Source organism: Streptomyces sp. NPDC021100 (genome assembly GCF_044333095.1).
Lineage (GTDB): Bacteria > Actinomycetota > Actinomycetes > Streptomycetales > Streptomycetaceae > Streptomyces.
This window is the reverse complement of the sequence record NZ_JBIRQH010000022.1, coordinates 25,000-45,630: the sequence shown is the minus strand read 5'-3', so window position 1 is coordinate 45,630 and position 20,631 is coordinate 25,000. Positions and strand designations below refer to the sequence as shown.

Genomic DNA, 20,631 nt, shown 5'->3' with positions numbered 1-20,631 from the left:
CCCCCGGTCCGTCTCATGCGCGGAGCCGGCCCCGGCACGCCCCGGCGGGGAACGCCGAGGGCGGTCTCGCCCTCGGCGCGGACCGGACCGCGCATGCTCTGATCCCGTGCCCATGGGTCAGGCCGGGGCGCGGTCGGAGGCCGGCCAGACGTAGGGCAGGTCGTCGGGGACGCCCGGGAAGAGCGGGGAGTAGATCTCCCGCGCCTTGCGGACCAGTGCCGACTGGTGGCTGCGGTGGAAGGCCGGGTCCCCCAGCCAGGGCGGCAGCTCGTCGTCGTCGGCGAGTTCGTCCTGGGGGCGCACGGGGGCGCCGGGACGGTGCCGGGAGAAGTCGGTGACCAGGGTGGTGGCGCAGGTGTCGGCGTGCCCCTTCGCCACCCACACCGCGCACACGTCGAGGCCGTAGCGGACCAGGGCTTCCTCGTAACCGGTCCACATGCGCACCGCGGGGTGGTGCCGCCACCCGTAGCCGGGCACGGTCAGGCCGCGCAGCACCTGAAGCGCCTCGACGCGCTGCTTGCCCAGCCGGGGCTGGTCCAGGACCTCGGCGGAGCGGGTGAAGCCGGAGTACGGGAGGAATGTCTGCACGCGGAAATGCCTACCGCACGGGCAGGCCCGTGCCCGCCTTCTTCCCCTGAATTCACGGCCGAGGTGACCGTGGTGGATGAGGAAAGGACGCGCCGGCCGGGGTGGTCCGCGCTGGAGGAGACGGCCCGCCTGGGCGACATGGAGGTCGGGCCGGTCCCCGGATTCACCCGGAACGGGACGGGCCCTCGCCACCACGGGACCGGTGATCCGGAAGCGCGGCCGCGCACGGAACGGGATCGGAGCGGGCCCAGGCCCTGTTCCGGCTCGGCTGCACTGCGGTGTGACCGAGCCTGCCACAGGCGTGCTGACGTATCGGGTCAGGCCTTCTCGGCTGCGCGTTCCTCGTGCTCGTCACCGGCTCTCTGCCGGCCGTCCGGGCGTCGCACGGACGGCCGGGGGAGGAGATCGTGCTCGGCGGACAGGCGCTGCGCCGGTGGACGGGGCGGGAGGTGGCCCGTGTGGGCAGAGCGCTGAAAGCCGCGGCGATGTGCTCTGTGCTGGGTGTCACCCTGGTTGCCGCGGCCGTGGCCACGGCCTGGATGACCGCGGGGGAGCAGAAGACGGACCTTGTACGGGTCCGTACGCCGTCGGGCTCCGTATGCGGTGAGCTTCGCGAGGCATCGACCCAGGACGTGAGCGTATGGGTCATCACGGGTGGCCGCCGCGAGCTGCGGATGCTGCCGGGCGGGGCGGGTACGACGGTCAGGCCCGCCAAGACGTGTGCCCCGCCGTCTTCACACGGAGGATGACGTCCTGACGACCAGACGAGTACGTGGAAGTCGCGGGCGGACCGGTGTGCGACCAGGCCTGCACCAGCTCAGGCACCTCCGTTTTCTGACTGGAGTACCCGGCGCGCGGCCGGCCGGCCGCGCGGTGTCCTCGGTGCCTCCCGGCCGGGCCGGCCCGGTGCCGCCCGCCGGCCCGTCGGCAGGGGAGGCGCGTGCGAGCCGTCACCGGGCGACGGCCGCCTCGGGGTCGCCCGTCGCGGCGGGTGGTGCGGCCGCCGGGCGGGGTGTGCCGAACCAGGTCCGCAGGGCCTCGGCCAGCCGCTCGCCGTCGTCCGGGGCGCCGGCGGCGGCCCAGGCGACGTAGCCGTCCGGCCGGACGAGTGCCGCGGCGGCCGGGAAGTCCGGCAGCGCTTCGGCGGTGACCCGTTCGACGAGGTCCGCCCACGGTGCCGCCGGCGCCTGGTGCGCCGCCGCGGCCCCGGTGGTCAGCAGCAGTCCCCGGCCCGGCCGGAGCAGGGTGCTCACCCGGCTCTCCGCCCCCCGCACCACGAGGTCGAGGTCGGGCATCCGGGTGCCGGCCGGCCCGTCCTGGCCGCCGCCGGGCATCGGGTAGCGGATGTCCAGGCCCGAGACCATGCCGGCGAGGTAGTGGTTGACGTCCTCCATGCGCAGCAGCCGGCTGAAGATCGCCCGCAGGCCGTCGTACTCCTCGGACGGGTTGGTCAGCACCGCCTGGGCACGGGTGTTCTCCACGACGCTCGCGCCGATGGGGTGGCGTTCGGCGTGGTAGCTGTCCAACAGCCCTTCCGGAGCCCAGCCGTTGACGGCGGCGGCCAGCTTCCACCCCAGGTTCATGGCGTCCTGCACCCCGAGGTTGAGCCCCTGCCCGGCGGCGGGCAGATGGACGTGCGCGGCGTCGCCGGCCAGCAACACCCGGCCGCGCCGGTAGTGTTCGGCCTGGTAGGCGGAGTCGGTGAAGCGGGACAGCCAGCGGATCTCGTCGACCTCCACCGCGTCGCCGTAGCGCAGCCGCACCGACGTGTGGACCTCCGCCTCGGTCACCGGGGTGCCGGGGGCGTCCTCGGACCGCCCGTAGATCCCCCAGACCACCCGGTAGAGACCGTTCTGCAGCGGGACCAGCGGCCACGTCATGCCGGTGCGGTGGGCCTTCTCGGAACCGAGCAGGTCACGGATGGACTTCGGGCGGGCTGCTATCGCGTCGGCGCCCTTCTTCAGCGTCACGTCGGCGACGACTCCGGCGAAGGCGGACCGGGTGCCGGGGAAGGCGACGCCCAGTCGCCTGCGGACGGTGCTGCGCCCCCCGTCGCACCCGGCCAAGTAGCGGGCGCGGAACCGTAGGTCGCCCTCGGGTGTCGCGACGACGGCCGTCACGCCGTCGGCGTCCTGCTCGATGCCGGTCAGCTCGTGGGAGCGCAGCACCCGGATGCCGTACCGCTCCGTCAGGGCCTGCTCGAGCACGGCCTCCACCCGGTCCTGCGGGATGATCACCCCGTACGGATGGCGGCTGCCCCAGCCGCGGTAGTGCATCACGGTGGGCAGCCCCGCGAAGTGCGCGTCGGACACCTGGGTCAACGACCGTTCCAGCACGGCGTCGAGGAGGCCCCGCATGTCGAGGACCTCGACCGTACGCGGCTGCAGCCCCAGGGCCTTGGAGTGCTCGTTGGGATCGGCCAGCTTGTCGATCACGACCACGCGCACTCCGGCGAGGGCGAGCTCGTAGGCCAGCGTGAGCCCGGTGGGGCCGCTGCCGACCACCACGACGTCCGTGGACTGTGCTGTGCTCATCATCGGCTCCTCGAAGCGTCGCTGCTAATGCCCGCCCAATACTGCCGAGCACTATATTTCGCGGCCGCCGGGAAACGGCAAGCGAATGTCGTACAACTCGTCCGGAGGGAACGCCGGTTAGGGGTGATAAGGGCACCGGTAGGGGGTTGATCGCGGTCCTCCGGCATCCCTAGCGTGAGCACCGCTCGGCGCATCCCGATTTCCCCGCGCAATTCCCCCGTGGCGCGGGGAAACCGGGATGCGCCGTCGGACGCGCACCGATCCGCCGAGTCGCCGGCTCACGAGCAGCAGGGAAGCGCATGGACACCGATGTGATCGTGGTAGGCGCGGGCGCCACCGGACTGATGGTGGCGACGGAACTCGCGCTGGCCGGCGTCCGGCCACTGGTCCTGGAATCCCGCACCGACCGCGCCGCCGAATCCCGGGCACTCAACCTGCACCCGCGCACCGCGGAGATCCTCGACTGCCGGGGGCTGCTGGAGCCGCTGCTGAAGCACCGGATCTCCCTCGGCACCCCGGCGCACAGCTTCTTCGGGGCGCTCCCCGTCCCGCTGGACTGCCACCCCTGGGGCACCCGCCACCCCTACCAGATCGGGGTGGTCCAGAGCCGCGTGGAGGAGTACCTGGAACGGCGCCTGACCGAGCTCGGCGGCACCGTCTCCCGCGGCCGGGAGGTCACCGGTGTCACCCAGGACGCGGACGGTGTGACCGCGACGGTGTCGGCCGCCGGACGGGAACGCCCGGTCCGGGCCCGCTGGCTGGTGGGCTGCGACGGCGGACGGAGCGCCACGCGCAAGGCGCTGGGCCTCGCGTTCCCCGGCACGGACGGCACCCAGATCTTCGTCGCCGCCGATGTGGTCCTGGCCCGCCCACCGGAGGAGTGGCACGCCGAACTCGCCCCCGACCGGCGCCGGAACCTGCGGCTCCTGCCGGGCAACAGCCTGGCCGGAGTGGTGCCGGTGGCCGGCGGGCGGCTGATGTTCTCCCTGCGCGCCCTGGAGGACGGCGTCCACCGGCTGAGCTTCTCCGGACCCGATGTCCAGCGGGTGCCCCGCTCGGAACCCGTCACCGACACGGAGATCCGCGCCGCCGTCCGGGCCGCCTGCGGCCTGGACGTGGAGCTGAAGGAGATCCGCTGGGCCTCCCGGTTCAGCGACGCCTGCCGCCAAGTGGAGCGGTACCGCACCGGCCGGGTGCTGCTGGCCGGGGACGCCGCGCACATCATCGTCCCCCTGGGCGGCCAGGGCCTCAACCTCGGCCTCCAGGACGGCTTCAACCTGGGCTGGAAACTGGCCGCCACCGTCCACGGCCGGGCCCCCGACGAGCTGCTGGACAGCTACCACGACGAACGCCACCCCGCCGCCGCCCTCCTGCTGCGTGACGCCCGGGCCCAGTTCACGCTGCTGGACGGCGGACCGGAGCTGGGACAGCTCCGGGAGGTCCTGACCGAGCTGCTGGCCCTGCCCGACACCAACCGCCACCTGGCCGGCGTCGTCTCCGGCCTTGGCCTGCGCCACCCCGTACCCGACGGCGAGCACCCGCTCGTCGGGCGCCGCCTGCCCGACCCCGACCTGCGTACGGCGGCCGGCACCGTCCGCTGCCACACCCTGCTGCGCTCCGGCCGGGGCGTCCTCCTCGACCTCGGCGGGGACGGCGCCGACGCCGCCGCGAGCGCCGAGACCGCGGCCGTCGCCGGGCGCTGGGCGGACCGGGTGGACCACCACCGCGCCACCGTCGTCGCCGGACCGGTCGCCGGTCCGGACGCCCGGCGGCTCCTCGTCCGGCCGGACGGCCACGTGTGCTGGGCCGACGACCCACGGCGCCTGGCCGACGCGCTGACCCGCTGGTTCGGTGCGCCGCGCTGAACCGGCGCCCGAACCTCCGCACCTTCCGACACCCGTTCCTCAGAAGGGAAGAACCATGACGTCCACCGCCGCCGAGCAGGCCCCCGAGTACCGCGTGTACAAGGGCTTCCGGGTCAACGACGACATCGTCGCGGACTTCATCGGCGTCCCCGCGGTCATCACCCCGGGCGAGACCATCGAGTTCTCGGTCTTCTACACCAACCGGGGCCGCTACACCTACCCGGACACCGCCCTCAACCTCGTCATCTGGTTCTCCGACCGGGAGGACGTGCGGCGCGAGGACTTCAAGCTGTTCTACAAGGTCAGCCGCGCCGACTGGCAGGAGCAGGACGTCAAGAAGTGCTGGGACCCGCAGTTCCCCGCCGAGGGCGGCGTGCACATCGCGTGCCAGCTCAACGGCCCCGACGGCGGGATCCTCAGCAAGCCCGACGGCACCGTGCCGCTGCCCGAGGCGGAGTCGGTCACGATGCACGTCCGGCTGGCCTTCCGGGAGGGCCTCACCACCGAACACGCAGGCATCTTCGCCCTGCCGGGACTGCTGCACGAGGCCGGTGACGAGTCCATCATCCCGGGCCTGTTCGGCAACGCCTTCGGCCGGCTCCAGCAGGCCAGCTTCCGGCTGGGCGAAGGCCCGGCGTCCCTCTACTGACCCCCGCCCCCGCCCCCCTGCTCCTCGTTCCACCGACCCCCGGCAGCGGAGTACCTCATGACGACGACCGACGCGTGGCGCACACTCAAGAACGGCACGGACGGCGTCGTCCTGGCCGTCGACTACCCGTTCACCGGGCGGCCGGAGGCGGGCTTCTCCGACCTGGCCCCGCTACTCGACACGGAGTACGCCCTCTGGGAGAGCGTGCCCCCGGGCGACGGGGCCGGCGGAGCGGCCCGCGACTACCTGGACCACTGGTACACGGCGGCCGCGGCCGACGGGCGGCCCGTCCGCGCCGTCATGGGCTTCTGCGCGGGCAGCGTGTACGCGGCCGCCCTCGCCGAGCGGCTCGCCGCCGAACGGGGGGAGGCCCCCCGGATCGTCCTCTTCGACCCGGAGTTCCCCGACGCGATCACCGTCTACTGGCAGTTCCACAAGGTGATCGACGGACTCGCCGTGGTCCTGCGGCCCGACGAGGTCACCGCCGCCCAGCAAGCCGGCCGGCGGGTCAGCGAGAAGACCGACGACCTCCGGCTGCTCCGGGAGCGGCTGCTGGAGGTGTTCCGGGAGGCCGCCGCGACCGCCTTCGACCGCGCCGGCCTGGACGCCGTACGCCGCGAGGAGTTCACCGCCACCGTCACCGCGTTCATGTCCTACCTGGTGGCCGCCGCCGGCATCGACGCCCGGGACGGCTGGCCGGCCGCCACCGCGATCAGCTCGGCGACCCCCACCAACGGACTCAACCTGCTCCCCGAGGAGCGGCGGGCCGGACGCGTCGCGCGGGAGATCCGCTTCGACCTCGCCCACGCCGACCTGCTGCGCACGGCGGAGGTCGGCAAGACCGTGGCGGATCTGATCCGCTGAGCCACCACCGCGGGCAGGCCCCGCGGCACGAGAGGACACAGTGATGCGGGCACGCACAGACCCCGTCCCCGGCGGCACGGACGACGCGCCGCGACCGGAACCGGCAACGCGCAAGGAAGAGGCGCTGTGGCTGCTGGACCGGCTGGTCCCCGGCGCGGGCGTCAACAACCTGTCCTTCACCTTCCGGGTGCGGGGCAGCCTGGACCCGGCCGTCCTCCAGGAAGCGGTCACCCTGCTCCTGCGGCGCCACGAAACCCTGCGCACCGTCTTCCGCCCCACCGGCGACGGACTGACCAGGCAGGTCCTCGGCCCCGACGAGGCCACCGCGGACGTGCTGCCCGTCCCCGCCGGAGACGGACCCGACGGCACCCGGCGGACCCTGACCGCCTTCGTCGCGGCGCCGTTCGCCTACGACGGCCGGCCGCTGCTGCGCGTCGGCCACCTGCGCGGCACGGCCGGGGACGCCGAGGATGCCGAGGACGCCGAGGACGTGGTCTGCCTCGTCGTACATCACCTGGTGTTCGACACCATCTCCGCCGGCATCCTCCTCGGCGAACTCGTCTCCGCCTACACCGCGCTGGCCACCGGCCTGCCCCCGGAACCGGAACTCCTGGAACCGGCCCCCGCGCTCCACGAGCCCGAACCCGGGTCCGAGAGCCTCGCCCACTGGCACCGGCAGCTCCAGGGCTTCGACCCCGCCGCACTGGAACTGGCCTACGGCAGACAGGAGGCCGGAGGCGCCACCCTGGCCGGCGACCAGCTCACCGTCACCCTGCCCGACGACGTCCGCGCGGCCGTCACCCGGCTGCGCACCGACCTCCACACCTCCGAGGCCGTCGTCCTCCTCGCGGCCTACGCCCTGCTCCTCGCCCGGCACGGCGGCGGCCCGGACCTGTCCGTCGGCACCATGGTGAACGTCCGCGGCCAGGACGCGCCCCAGGCCGTCGGCTACCACGTCAACGTGGTGCCCCTGAGGATCGCCGTGGACCTCGCCGACGGCTTCCGGAGCCTGGCCGAACGGGCCGCCACGGCCTTCCTCGACGGCATCGCGCACGCCGACGTCCCCGTCGACAGCCTCTACAACGAGGTCACCCGCGACGGCGGCGGATGGCGCAACAGCCTCTTCCGGCACGTCTTCAACTATGTGCCGGGCCTGGGCCTGACCGACTTCCGGATCGCCGGACTCGACGCGTCCCCCCTCGTCGTCGAGGTGCCGTACAGCAAGTTCGACCTCGAATTCTTCGTCATGTCCACCGACGACGAACTCCGGCTGCGCCTCGTCTACAGCTCCGACGTCTTCACCCGGACCGAGGCCGCGGCCCTGCTCGACCGCTACCAGGCGCTGCTGCGCTCACTGGCCGCCGACCCCGACCGGCCCACGGGCGAGGCCGCGCTGTGGAGCGCGCACGACCACGCCGTCATCGGCCGCGGCGGCCCGTCCGCCGGCACACCGCCGGAGCCCGTCCCCGCCGCCGTCCGGCGCACCGCCCTGGCCACACCCGACGCGGTCGCCGTCGAGGACGCCGACACCACCCTGACCTACCGCCGGCTGTGGGAGACGGCCACCGCGGTCGGCGGCGTGCTGCGCGGACACGGCATCGGCCCCGGCGACGTCGTCGCCCTGCTCGCGCCGCGCGGCGCCCCGCTGGCCGCGGCCACCCTCGGCGTCTGGCTCGCCGGCGCCGTCCACCTGCCGCTCGATCCCGACCACCCCGCCCACCGCATCGCCTACCAACTGGCCGACTCCGGCGCCCGGGCGGTGCTGGCCGGACGGCCGGACCGGGTCCCGGCCCCGGAGGGAGTCCCCGTCCTCGACCTGGCCGAAGCGGTCGCCGCCCCGGTCCCGGACGACGAACCGCCGCCTGCCCCCGAACCCGGCGCCCCCGCCTACCTGATCTACACCTCGGGCTCGACCGGCCGGCCCAAGGGGACCCTGGTCTCCCACGGCGGCCTCGCCAACGTCGTCGCCCACTTCGCCGGCGAACTGGCCGCCCGCCCGGGCGAGGGCACGCTGTGGATGACCACCTACAGCTTCGACATCTCCGCCCTCGAACTGCTGCTCCCGCTGGTCACCGGCGGCCGCCTGGTCATCGCCCCGGACGCCGCCCGCTCCGACGGCCGTCTCCTGGCCCGGCTGCTGCGCGACCACCGGGTGGACATCGTCCAGGCCACCCCCACCACCTGGCGGCTGGTGACCGACGCGTGTGCCGAGTCGCTCGCCGGACTCCGCGTGCTGTGCGGCGGCGAACCGCTCCCCCCGGCGCTCGCCCGCCGCCTGACGGCCACCGGCTGCCTGGCACGGAACGTCTACGGACCGACGGAGACCACCATCTGGTCCACCTCCGGCCCCATCCGGGCGGACGGCACCGGCCCGGTGGACGTCGGCCGGCCCATCCGCGACACCCGGGTGTTCATCGCCGACCCCGACGGCCGCGAACTCCCGGTGGGAGTGCGCGGTGAACTGTGCGTCGCCGGCGGAGGCGTCGCCATCGGCTACCACGACCGCCCCGACCTCACCGCGGACCGGTTCCGGGACCACCCCCGCCACGGCCGCCACTACCGCACCGGGGACCTCGCCCGGTGGCGCCCCGACGGCACACTGGAGGTACTCGGCCGGGTCGACCGCCAGGTCAAGCTGCGGGGCAACCGCATCGAACTCGGCGAGGTGGAGAGCACCCTCCTCGCCCACCCCGCCGTACGGGCCGCGGCCGCCGTGGTCGTCGACGGGGACGGCCCGGACACCGCCGACGCCCGCCTCGTGGCGTTCCTCGTCGCCGAGGAAACCCCCGGCCTCGTCGCCCAGGTGTGGGAACACGCCCGCGCCGGCCTGCCCGCCGCCGCGATCCCCGGCGAGTTCCTGCTCATCGACGCCCTGCCCACCACCGGCAACCACAAGGTCGACCACCTCGCGCTGGCCCGTCTCGCCCGGGAGCACGCACAGGACGCCGAAGCGGAGACCGCCGACACACCCGACGACGAACTCACCGCCCGGCTCGTCACCCTCTGGCAGAACGTGCTCGGCCGCACCGACCTGCACGCGCACTCCCACTTCTTCACCAGCGGCGGCCACTCACTGCTCGCCGCCAAACTCGCCCAGTCCATCGAAGAGGAACTCGGCACCCGGCTCCAACTCGCCGAGATCTTCACCCGGCCCACCCCGGCACAACTGGCCGAGTTCCTCCGCGCCGGCGGCGCCTGAGCATGTCACCCGGCCGGAAGCCCACGGGCCCACACCGCGCCCCAGGCGAGGAATCGCCCCCCCGACGTCAGGACACCACGATGACCGAAACCGGCACGACGGCCGTACCGCCGACGGACGGCGACCCCACGGCCTTCACCTTCCCCCAGCAGCGCGGCTGCCCCTACCGCCCGCCCGCCGGGTACAGCGCACTGCGCGAACACGGCCCGCTGGCCGAGGTCACCCTCTACGACGGACAGACCGCGTGGCTCGTCACCCGGCACGCCGACGCCCGGCGGCTGCTCACCGACCACCGGCTCTCCTCCGAACGGTCCAGCGACGGATTCCCCATCATCACGCCCCGGCTGCTCACCGCCCGGGGGTTCCGCACCCTGGTCACCATGGACGGCGAGGAACACAGCTCCTACCGCCGCATGCTGATCCCCGACTTCACCGCCAAACGCACCAAGGCCATGCGGCCCGACGTGGAACGCATCGTGGACGAGTGCGTCGACGGGCTGCTGGCCGCCACCCCACCCGCCGACCTCATCCGCGACTTCGCCTCCGAGCTCTCCGCCCGCGTCATCTTCCACCTGCTCGGCGTCCCCACCGAAGACCAGGCGGGCTTCCAGGAACGCAGCATCCGGCTGCTCTCCGCCGCCGACTCGGCCGAGGCCGAGGGCCCGCTCGCCGAACTCGTCGACTACCTCGACCGGCTGGTCGCCTCACGCGGCCCGGACCACGGCACCTGGCTGCTGGACCGGATCGCCGGCGACGAGGTCGCCAAGGGCGAGCTCGGCCACGGCGACCTGGTCCGCATGGCCGTCCAACTGCTGGTCACCGGCCAGGGCACCACCGCCCAGATGGTCGCCCTCGGCATGGCCACCCTCCTCGAACACCCGGACCAGCTCGAGCTCGTGCGCACCGAACCGGACCGGATCCCCGCCGCCGTCGACGAACTGCTCCGCTACCTGTCCATCGCCGACATGGCAGGGCTGCGCGTCCTCACCGAAGACGTCGAGCTGCACGGCCGGGTGCTCCCGGCCGGAACCGGCGTCATCCTCCCGTACGCCCTGCTCAACCACGACCCGGACGTCTATCCCGACCCCGCCCGGTTCGACGTCACCCGCACCCCCGAACAGCACTTCGCCTTCGGCTTCGGGGCCCACAACTGCCTCGCCCAGGGCCTGGCCCGGATGGAGCTGGAAGTCACCTTCGCGGCCCTCCTCCGACGGGTCCCGGGACTGCGTCTCGCCACGCCTCTCGACGAGCTCCGGGTCCGCGAGCCGGCCGACATGCAGGGCGTCTACGAGCTGCCGGTCACCTGGTAGCCGGTCTCCGGTCTCGGGTCTTGGGAGAGGTACCGGGACACCCGCCTGTGGCCCGCACTGACGGCAGTGCGGGCCACAGGCGGGTCCGGGCCGGACGCCGGCCCGGGCGCCGGCTCAGGCGCCGGCGAGGGCCCGGATCACGGGGGCGAAGGTCTCCGACCACGGCTCGTGGACGGTGAGATAACCGAACCCGAACCGCTCGCGCCAGGCGTGCACCTGGGCCGCGATCTCGTCCACGGTGCCGACCAGCACCGCCGGCGCCGCCCGGAACTCCTCCAGGCTCAGGTCGGGCGTCTGCCGGTGCCAGCGGCGGGTCTCCGCCTCCCGGTCACCGGTGACGACCACGTCCCGGACCAGGATGTTCAGTTCCACCTCGGCGGCCCGCTCGCCGGCCTCCGCACGGAAGAACGCCACCCGCTCGTCCATCTCCGCGGCGCTCAGGATGCGGAAACCCTCAGGACGGCGGGACTTGGCCAGCGCGGAGAAGCCCACGGTGTCCGCGTACCGGGCGGCAAGCCGCAGGAACCGGTCGCTGTTGCCGCCCAGGAACAGCGGCGGACGCGGACGCGGCGCCCCGCCCCCGACCGGCTCCTCGTACGCCGCCGCGAGTGCCTCGATCGTCCGCTCCAGGTGCCCGATCCGCTCGGTCAGCGGGCGCCAGGGAAAGCCGGTCGCCTCGAACTCCTCCTTGCGGTGGCCCGCGCCGAGCCCCACCTCCAGCCGCCCGTCGGTCAGCAGATCGGCCGTCACGACCTCCCGGCCGAGCAGCACCGGGTTCCAGAACGACGTGTTCAGCACGAACGAACCGACCCTCGCCCGCTCCGTCGCCCGCGCCGCCGTCACCAGCGCGGAGAACGGCGCCGGAAAACCGAGATGGTCGGGCACGAGAATCACGTCGTAACCGAGCTCCTCGGCCCGGCGGCATTTCCTGTCCCATTCATCGCGGCCACCGACCGAGTGCATCGCGACACCGAAACGAAAACCCCGCATGCATTCCTCCAGAACGGGCCGCCGGTTTACCCGCCGCCGGCATTCGACACGAGCTGCTTTCCCGGACAGCGTGGACGCATCCGGGCCCGTCCAGGAACCTCGGCGAAAAGATCTAGGGGTGGCTAGGGGCAGGGCCTGGGGTTGGAGAGATTCCGGGGGATCACTAATTTCCGATCCGGCGGTGTACAGGGGCCGGTGAAAGGGGCCGTGAGGCGTGAACAGCGAACTCGGGACCGTGCGGGACGCCATAGCCGTCGTCGGCATCGCCTGCCGCCTCCCCGGGGCCGCCGGCCCCCAGGCGTTCTGGCGGCTGCTACGCGAGGGCCGCGACGCCGTCACCGACGCACCGGCGGACCGGCCGTGGGCCGGCCGCGGCGGATACGTCGACCACCCCGACCGCTTCGACGCCGGCTTCTTCCGTCTCTCGCCCAACGAGGCCGCCGCGACGGATCCGCAGCAACGGCTGATGCTGGAACTCGCCTGGGAGGCCCTGGAGGACGCCGGCACGGTGGCGGCCACGGCCGCGACTTCGGCTGGGACTTCGGGAGGGGAAGGTGCCCAGGACCGCACCGGGGTGTACGTCGGCGCCGCCTCGGACGACTACGCGACCCTCTTCCACCGCACCACCGGAACGCCCGGCCGGCACACCCTCACCGGCCTCGGCCGCAGCGTCATCGCCAACCGGATCTCCCACTTCCTGGGCCTCCACGGGCCGAGCATGGTGGTCGACACCGGCCAGTCCTCGTCCCTCGTCGCCGTACACCTCGCCTGCGAAGCCCTCCGGCGCGGGGAGACCGACTTCGCCCTCGCGGGCGGCGTCAACCTCATCCTCACTCCCGAAAGCACCCTCGCGGCCGAACGGTTCGGCGCCCTCTCACCCGACGGACGCTGCTTCACCTTCGACGCCCGGGGCAACGGCTACGTCCGTGGCGAGGGCGGCGGCATGGTGGCGCTCAAACCCCTGGCCGCCGCCCTCGCCGACGGTGACCGTGTCCACTGCGTCATCCGCGGCAGCGCGACGAACAACGACGGTCCCGGCGCAGGACTGACCGTCCCCACCGTCGACGGCCAGCGGGACGTCATCCGCCGGGCCTGCGCCGGGGCCGGGATCGACGGCTCCGAGGTGCAGTACGTGGAACTGCACGGCACCGGAACGCGGGTCGGCGACCCCGTGGAGGCCCGCGCGCTGGGCGCCACCTTGGGCGGCGCCCGCCCGGCCGGCCACCCGCTCGCGGTCGGCTCGGCCAAGACCAACGTCGGCCACCTGGAGGCGGGCGCCGGCATCGTCGGCCTCATCAAGGTCGCGCTGTCCATCGCCCACCGAGAACTGCCGCCCAGTCTCAACTTCGCCCAACCGCACCCCGACATCCCGCTGGACACCCTGAACCTCAGCGTCCGGACCGCCACCGGACCGTGGCCCGAACCGGACCGCACCCTGATCGCCGGGGTCAGCTCCTTCGGCATGGGCGGCACCAACTGCCACGTCGTCCTGGCCGAGCCCCCGGCGCCGGACACGGACGCCGCGGGTGAGGCGGGAACAGCGGAACGGGGGGAGAACCGGGCTCCTACGACGACGACGGTCCCGGTCCTGCCCTGGCTCCTCTCCGCCCGCAGCGCACCGGCCCTCCGTTCCCAAGCCGCCCGCCTGCGGGACCACTTGGCCGCCGAGCCCCGCCCGCGCCCTCTCGACATCGCCTACTCCCTCGCCACCACCCGGGCTGCCCTGGAACACCGCGCGGTACTCATCGGCACGCGGGCCACGGGGATCCCATTCCGGGAACTGGAGGCGATCGCCGCCGGCGAACCGACGGCCGGATGCGTGCGGGGGACGGTGGCGGAGGGTGGTTGCGCGTTCTTGTTCTCGGGGCAGGGGTCGCAGCGGATCGGTATGGGCCGGGAGCTGTATGGGGCGTTTCCGGTGTTCGCGGAGGCGTTCGACGCGGTGTGTGAGCGGGTGGAGTTGCCGCTGAAGGATGTCGTCTTCGGTGACGACCAGGAGCGGCTCGACCGTACGGAGTTCGCGCAACCCGCCCTGTTCGCTCTGGAAGTCGCGCTGTTCCGGCTGGTGGAGTCGTGGGGTGTGCGTCCGGATTTTGTGATGGGGCACTCCGTTGGTGAGTTGGTGGCGGCGCATGTGGCGGGTGTGTTGTCGTTGGAGGATGCGTGTCGGTTGGTGGTGGCGCGGGGTCGGTTGATGCAGGCGTTGCCTGGTGGTGGGGCGATGGTGGCGGTGGAGGCGTCGGAGGCGGAGGTCCGCGAGTCCCTGACCGGCGGCGTGGACGTCGCGGCGGTCAACGGCCCGTCATCCGCGGTGATCTCGGGGGATGAGGCGTCGGTGGCGCGGCTCGCGTCCGCGTGGGAAGCACGTGGACGCAGGGTCAAGAGGCTGAGGGTGAGCCATGCTTTCCATTCGCCGTTGATGGAGCCGATGTTGGCGGAGTTCGGTGGGGTGGCCGAGTCGGTGACCTACGGCATCCCAGTCATTCCGGTGGTGTCGAATCTGACGGGCAGTATTCGGGAGGGCTTCGACGCCGCGTATTGGGTGCGGCATGTGCGTGAGGCGGTCCGTTTCCACCATGGCGTGGAGGCCCTGCGCGCTCAGGGCGTGCGCACGTACCTGGAGCTCGGCCCGGACGGCACCCTCTCCGCCCTGGCCCGTCACGAAGACGCCGCAGCCGTCCCGGCTCTCCGCAAGGACCGCCCCGAGCCGGAAGCGCTCATGGCGGCCGTCGGCCTCCTGCACACCCGAGGTGCGCACATCGACTGGCAGGCCGTGTACGCGGGCAGTGGGGCCCGGCGGGTGGGCCTGCCCACCTACGCCTTTCAGCGGCAGCGCCACTGGCTGGACGACGAGGCGCCCACGCTGCCCGCCGACGCGGGCCACGACGCCGTCCCGCTCTCCCGCCGTCTGGCCGGTCTGACCGAAGCCGAGCGGGAACGGACCGTACTGGACTTGGTCCTCGCGCACGCGACGGCGATCCTCGGGCACACCTCGCCGCAAGAGCTCGATCCCCGGCTGCCCTTCCGTGACCTCGGGTTCACCTCGCTCACCTCGGTCGAGCTGCGGGACGCCCTGAGCGCTGCGACGGGCTTCGACCTGCCGTCCGGACTCCTCTTCGACCGGCCCAACCCCCTCCTGCTGGCCGGGCACCTGCGTGACCTGGCTCTCGGATCGCGGGACGATCGGCAGGGCACCACCCCCCCTGCGCGCGCTGACGACGGCGAACCCCTGGCCGTCGTCGCCATGGGCTGCCGGTATCCGGGGGGCGTGGCGTCGCCGGAGGAGCTGTGGCGGCTCGTCGCCGAGGAAGTGGACGCCATCTCCGGGTTCCCGGCCGACCGGGGCTGGCGGCTGGACGAGCTCTACGACCGCGAGGGTGCCCGGCCCGGTACCTCGTACGTCCGCGAGGGCGGATTCCTCGCCGGACTCGGGGAGTTCGACGCCGAGTTCTTCGGCATCAGCCCCCGCGAGGCGGCCGCCATGGACCCGCAGCAGCGGCTGTTGATGGAGGTGTCCTGGGAGACATTCGAACGGGCCGGCATCGACCCGGCGACGGTGCGAGGCAGTCGCACGGGCGTCTTCGTCGGCGCGACGGCCCAGGAGTACGGGCCGCGCCTCCATGAATCCGCGGCCGAATCCGGTGGCCATCTGCTGACCGGCACCACCATCAGCGTCGCCTCCGGCCGGCTGGCCTATGCCTTCGGGCTGGAGGGGCCGGCGATCACGGTGGACACGGCGTGTTCGTCGTCCCTGGTGGCCGTGCATCTGGCGAGCGAGGCCCTACGGCGCGGGGAGTGCGATCTCGCGTTGGCCGGCGGTGTCACGGCCATGTCCTCCCCGGGCATGTTCGTGGAGTTCAGCCGCCAGCGGGGGCTGTCCCCCGACGGCCGGTGCCGGGCGTTCGCGGCCGGCGCGGCGGGGACGGGGTGGGCGGAGGGCGCGGGGCTCCTGCTGCTGGAGCGGCTCTCCGACGCGCGGCGGCTGGGCCACCCCGTGGTGGCGGTGGTGCGGGGTTCGGCGGTCAACCAGGACGGTGCGTCGAACGGGCTGACGGCGCCGAACGGTCCGTCGCAGCAGCGCGTCATCCGCGACGCCCTGGCCCAGGCCCGGGTCCCGGCGGCCGGAGTGGACGTGGTGGAGGCGCACGGGACGGGGACGACGCTGGGTGATCCGATCGAGGCGGAGGCGTTGCTGGCGACTTACGGGCAGGAGCATCCGGCTGAACGGCCTTTGTGGCTGGGGTCGTTGAAGTCGAACATCGGGCATGCTCAGGCGGCTGCCGGTGTGGGTGGTGTGATCAAGATGGTGATGGCGATGCGGCACGGGATGCTGCCGCGCACGCTGCACGTGGACGAGCCGTCGCCGCATGTGGACTGGTCGTCGGGTGCGGTGGAGTTGCTGACCGAGGCGCGGGAGTGGCCCGAGCCGGAATGGCGTCCGCGCCGGGCGGGGGTGTCGTCCTTCGGGATCAGCGGTACCAACGCGCATGTGATCGTGGAGGAAGCTCCGCCCGCTGAGCCGCCACGAACCGCCGGTGAACTCCCCTTCCCTGTGCCGTGGGTGGTGTCGGCGCGCAGTGCTGGGGCGTTGCGGGAGGTGGCGGGGCGGTTGGTGTCGTGGATGGAAGGTGCGCCGGTGGGTGTGGGGGATGTGGGGTGGTCGTTGGTGTCGTCGCGTGCGGTGCTGGAGCACCGTGCGGTGGTGGTGGGCGCCGAGCGGGGGGATTTGGCCGCAGGGCTGCGGGAGTTGGCGTCGCGCGGCGATGGCGAGGCGGCGGTGCGGACCGGTGGCCGGGTGGTGTTCGTGTTCCCGGGGCAGGGTTCGCAGTGGGCGGGCATGGCGGTGGAGTTGCTGGACGCCGCACCGGTGTTCGCCGCCCGGATCGCGGAGTGTGAGGCGGCGTTGGAGCCGTTTGTCGATTGGTCGTTGACGGGGGTGTTGCGGTCGGGGGTGGTGCCGGAGCGGGTGGATGTGGTGCAGCCGGTGTTGTGGGCGGTGATGGTGTCGTTGGCGGCGTTGTGGGAGTCGTATGGGGTGCGGCCTGGTGCTGTGCTGGGGCATTCGCAGGGTGAGATCGCCGCTGCTTGTGTGGCGGGTGTGTTGTCGTTGGAGGATGGCGCTCGCGTCGTGGCGTTGCGTAGCCGTGCGTTGCTGGACATCGCCGGCGGCGGGGGCATGGTGTCGGTGTCCCTGGCGGCCGACGACCTCGTGCCGCTGCTCGCGGAGGGTGTAGGTGTCGCGGCCGTCAACGGCCCGTCCTCGGTGGTGGTGTCCGGCGAGCGCGACGCGTTGGACGCTTTCGTGGCGCGCTGTGAGGCACAGGACGTGCGGGTGCGCCGCATTCCCGTCGACTACGCCTCCCATTCCGCGTATGTGGAGCGGATCCGCGATCGCGTCCTCGAGGATCTGTCCGGGATCATCCCCGGTCTGTCGCGGGTGCCGTTCTTCTCGACGGTGACGGGGGAGTGGCTGGACGACACGTCATCGATGGACGCCACGTACTGGTACCGCAACCTGCGCGAGCCCGTCGGGTTCTCGCCCGCCGTGACCGCCCTCCTCGGCGCGGGTCACGACATGTTCGTGGAGGTGAGCCCGCACCCCGTGCTCGTCTACGGGGTGCAGGAGACGATCGACGCGTCCGACCGCCGTGCCGTCGCCCTCGGTTCGCTCCGGCGTGACGACGGCGGCCCGTCCCGCTTCCTGACGTCCGTCGGCGAGGCGTTCGCTCACGGGGCGGCCGTCGACTGGCGGCCCGCCTTCGAAGGCACCGGCGCCCGCCGCGTCGACCTGCCCACCTATCCCTTCCAGCGGCGGCGGCACTGGCTGGACGCGGAGGCCGGGCGCGGGGACGCGGAGAGCCTGGGACTCACCCCGGCGGACCACGCGTTCCTGGGCGCCGCCGTGGAGCTGGCGGGCGACGGGGGGCTGCTCCTCACCGGCCGGGTCGCGCTGTCCGCCGATCCGTGGCTGGCGGACCACGCCGTGTCCGGCACCGTGCTGCTGCCGGGGACGGCGTTCGTCGAGCTCGCGGCGCGCGCGGCGGAGGAGGCCGGCTGCGGGCCGCTGGCCGAGCTGACCCTGCGGGCCCCGCTCGTCCTCCCGTCCTCCGGTGGCGTGGCCCTGCAGGTGCGCGTGGCCGCCGCCGCCGACGACGGCCGGCGGACGCTGGAGATCCACGGCCGTCCGTGGGACGCCGCCCCCGACGGGCCCTGGACGCCGCACGTCACCGGCGTCCTGGAGGCGGCCGGCCCGGAGCCCGTCGCCGTTCCTCCGGCGGCCTGGCCGCCCCCGGGCGGGCGGCCGGTCGATGTGGCGGAGCTGTACGACGCCCTGATCGGCGCGGGCTACCACTACGGGCCCGCCTTCCAGGGCGTGCGCCGCGCCTGGCGGGCCGGTGACGAGGTGTTCGCCGAAGTCCGGCTGCCCGAGGGCGCCGGAACCGGCCCCTTCGGCGTGCACCCGGCGCTCCTGGACGCCGCGCTGCACGCGGCCCTGCCGAACCCGGGCGACGCCGGGCAGGGCGTCCGGCTGCCCTTCGCCTGGTCCGGTGTGTCCCTCAGGGCCACGGACGCGACCGAGCTCCGCGTACACGTGACGCCCACCGGCCCGGACGGGATCGCGCTGACCGCCACGGATCCGGCCGGCGCCGTCGTCGCCGCCGTCGACTCCCTGGTCCTGCGGCCGGTCTCGCCCGGGGAACTCCGGGCGGGTGGCGGACGCCGCGCCGCCGACGCGCTGTTCGGCGTGGAGTGGCGGCCGCTTACCGTGACCTCGGCGCCGGACGGCCACCGGGATACGGCCCACCCGCGGGACGAGGTCGTCCGGCTGTCCGGCCCAGATGCGGGCGGTGCGGAGGCCGTCCACACGCTGGCTGAAGAGGCGTTGGCACTCGTCCGGCGGCACCTCGACCGTGAGCCGCCCGATGACGGGCGACTGGCGATCGTGACGTGCGGGGCGATGGGCGCGCGGGCGGAGGACGAGGTGCCCGATCCGGCCGGCGCCGTCGTGTGGGGGCTGGTCCGGTCGGCGCAGTCGGAGCACCCCGGGCGGTTCGTGCTCGTCGACGTGGACGGTACGGACGCGTCCGAGGCCGTCCTGTCCGCCCTGCTCGCCACCGGTGAGCCGCAGGCCGCCCTGCGGGCCGGAAAGGCGTACGTCCCCCGGCTGGCCAGGACGGCGGCGGGCGCCGCGCCGTCGGCTCCGGCCGTAGCCTCGCCGGACGGGCCGCCGCCGCTGGACCCGGACGGAACCGTTCTCGTCACCGGAGGCACCGGCACCCTCGGCGCCCTGTTCGCCCGCCACCTCGTCACCCGGTACGGCGCCCGGCACCTGCTGCTCACCGGCCGGCGCGGGCCGGACGCGCCGGGCGCCGCCCGGCTCCTCGCCGAGCTCCGCGAACTCGGCGCCGACGCACAGGCGGTGGCCTGCGACGCGGTCGATCGGGACGCCCTCGCCCGGGTGCTCGCCGGCATCCCGGCGCGGCACCCCCTCACCGCCGTGGTGCACGCGGCCGGCGTCCTCGACGACGCGGTGCTCACCTCGCTGACCCCGGACCGGCTGCACGCCGTGCTCCGCCCCAAGGCCGACGCCGCCTGGCACCTGCACGAACTGACGGCGGGCCTCGATCTCGCGGCGTTCGTCCTGTTCTCCTCGGTCGTCGGCACCCTGGGCGGGGCCGGACAGGCCAACTACGCCGCAGCCAACGTCTTCCTCGACGCCCTGGCCGGGCACCGGCGCGCCCGGGGGCTGGCCGGTCAGTCCCTGGCCTGGGGCCTGTGGGAGGGCCCGGGGGGCATGACCGGGCATCTGGACGAGGCCGACCGGCGGCGGATCGCACGGCAGGGCATCACGCCGCTGACCCGGGACGAGGGGCTGGAACTCTTCGACCTGGCGCTGGCCGACGGCCGCCCGCTGACGGTTCCCGCCCGCCTCGTCACCGCCGCGCTGCGCGCCCAGCCGTCGCCGCTGGTCGCCGGGATCGTCCGGGGCGCGGCGGCGGCCGCCGCGCCGGGACCGGGGAAGGCCGCCGTGCCGCTGGCCGAGCGGGTCGCCGCCCTGCCGCCCGACGAACGGCACCGGGCCGTCCTGGAGTTCGTCCGGCAGCAGACGGCCGCCGTCCTGGGACACGAGTCCACGGACGGCGTCGACGAGGAACTGGCCTTCAAGAAGCTGGGCTTCGACTCGCTGACGGCGGTGGACCTGCGCAACCGGGTCGCCGCCGCCAGCGGGCTGCGGCTCCCGGTCACCCTGGTCTTCGACCACCCCAGCCCGGCCGCGCTCGCCCGCCACCTCCTCGCCGAACTCGGCGGCGCCGGACCGGCCGGGGCCGCCCTCGTCCTCGCCGGACTCGACCGGATCGAAGCGGAGTTCGCGGCACTTCCGGCGGGCGAGGAGGCACGGAACACCGTGACGGCCAGGCTGCGGGCGCTGCTGCGGACGTGGGAGGGGACGGCCGACGAGGACGCCGACGCGCCCGACGGTGCGGACGGATCCGGCGGCACGGAACTCGACACCGCCAGCGACGAAGACATGTTCGAGCTGATCGACAAGGAACTGGGCCTCCCGTAGGAGCCGCCTCCCGGATCCGCCGGGCGCCGCCCACCTCCCGGCGGGTACCGCCCGTCTCCGGCC

Annotated in this window: 9 protein-coding genes; 6 read left to right on the top strand and 3 right to left on the bottom strand. The window is 73.8% G+C overall.

Annotation, left to right across the window (positions count from 1 at the left end):
* Window positions 1-117 precede the first annotated feature (117 nt).
* Window positions 118-588 carry an MSMEG_6728 family protein gene (locus ACH4PU_RS29860; protein WP_398278770.1) on the bottom strand — a complete coding sequence of 157 codons (471 nt, stop codon included), beginning with the start codon at window positions 586-588 and terminating at the stop codon, window positions 118-120.
* 950 nt (window positions 589-1,538) lie between these two features.
* Window positions 1,539-3,122, bottom strand: coding sequence for an FAD-dependent oxidoreductase (locus ACH4PU_RS29855; protein ID WP_398278767.1), 1,584 nt, complete (start codon window positions 3,120-3,122; stop codon window positions 1,539-1,541).
* A 299-nt stretch (window positions 3,123-3,421) separates the two neighbouring features.
* Between ACH4PU_RS29855 and ACH4PU_RS29850 the strand changes: the two genes are divergently transcribed.
* The 5 genes from ACH4PU_RS29850 to ACH4PU_RS29830 all read left to right on the top strand — a co-directional run bounded on the left by ACH4PU_RS29850 (window position 3,422) and on the right by ACH4PU_RS29830 (window position 11,009).
* Window positions 3,422-4,987: an FAD-dependent monooxygenase gene (locus ACH4PU_RS29850; protein WP_398278764.1), complete on the top strand. Its 1,566-nt coding sequence runs from the start codon at window positions 3,422-3,424 to the stop codon at window positions 4,985-4,987.
* A gap of 55 nt (window positions 4,988-5,042) precedes the next feature.
* Entirely contained in the window at window positions 5,043-5,636 is a 594-nt protein-coding gene (locus ACH4PU_RS29845; protein ID WP_398278761.1) for a hypothetical protein, read from the top strand.
* 57 nt (window positions 5,637-5,693) lie between these two features.
* Entirely contained in the window at window positions 5,694-6,500 is an 807-nt protein-coding gene (locus ACH4PU_RS29840; RefSeq protein WP_398278758.1) for a hypothetical protein, read from the top strand.
* A gap of 43 nt (window positions 6,501-6,543) precedes the next feature.
* Complete coding sequence (locus tag ACH4PU_RS29835; RefSeq protein WP_398278755.1) at window positions 6,544-9,699, top strand: amino acid adenylation domain-containing protein; 3,156 nt, start codon at window positions 6,544-6,546, stop codon at window positions 9,697-9,699.
* A gap of 80 nt (window positions 9,700-9,779) precedes the next feature.
* Entirely contained in the window at window positions 9,780-11,009 is a 1,230-nt protein-coding gene (locus ACH4PU_RS29830) for a cytochrome P450 (protein WP_398278752.1), read from the top strand.
* A gap of 114 nt (window positions 11,010-11,123) precedes the next feature.
* Here ACH4PU_RS29830 and ACH4PU_RS29825 read toward each other — a convergent pair whose 3' ends face one another.
* Window positions 11,124-11,999, bottom strand: a complete 876-nt coding sequence (locus ACH4PU_RS29825) for a TIGR03621 family F420-dependent LLM class oxidoreductase (protein WP_398278749.1) — start codon at window positions 11,997-11,999, stop codon at window positions 11,124-11,126.
* A gap of 214 nt (window positions 12,000-12,213) precedes the next feature.
* Here ACH4PU_RS29825 and ACH4PU_RS29820 point away from each other — a divergent pair, with 214 nt between their 5' ends.
* Window positions 12,214-20,568, top strand: coding sequence for an SDR family NAD(P)-dependent oxidoreductase (locus tag ACH4PU_RS29820; protein WP_398278746.1), 8,355 nt, complete (start codon window positions 12,214-12,216; stop codon window positions 20,566-20,568).
* Window positions 20,569-20,631: the final 63 nt, after the last annotated feature.

Excerpts from the sequence above, each read along its gene's own strand:
- ACH4PU_RS29850 (WP_398278764.1), top strand. The coding sequence starts at position 3,422 with ATGGACACCGATGTGATCGTGGTAGGCGCGGGCGCCACCGGACTGATG.
- ACH4PU_RS29830 (WP_398278752.1), top strand. The coding sequence starts at position 9,780 with ATGACCGAAACCGGCACGACGGCCGTACCGCCGACGGACGGCGACCCC.
- ACH4PU_RS29840 (WP_398278758.1), top strand. The coding sequence starts at position 5,694 with ATGACGACGACCGACGCGTGGCGCACACTCAAGAACGGCACGGACGGC.
- ACH4PU_RS29835 (WP_398278755.1), top strand. The coding sequence starts at position 6,544 with ATGCGGGCACGCACAGACCCCGTCCCCGGCGGCACGGACGACGCGCCG.
- ACH4PU_RS29825 (WP_398278749.1), bottom strand. The coding sequence starts at position 11,999 with ATGCGGGGTTTTCGTTTCGGTGTCGCGATGCACTCGGTCGGTGGCCGC.
- ACH4PU_RS29855 (WP_398278767.1), bottom strand. The coding sequence starts at position 3,122 with ATGAGCACAGCACAGTCCACGGACGTCGTGGTGGTCGGCAGCGGCCCC.
- ACH4PU_RS29845 (WP_398278761.1), top strand. The coding sequence starts at position 5,043 with ATGACGTCCACCGCCGCCGAGCAGGCCCCCGAGTACCGCGTGTACAAG.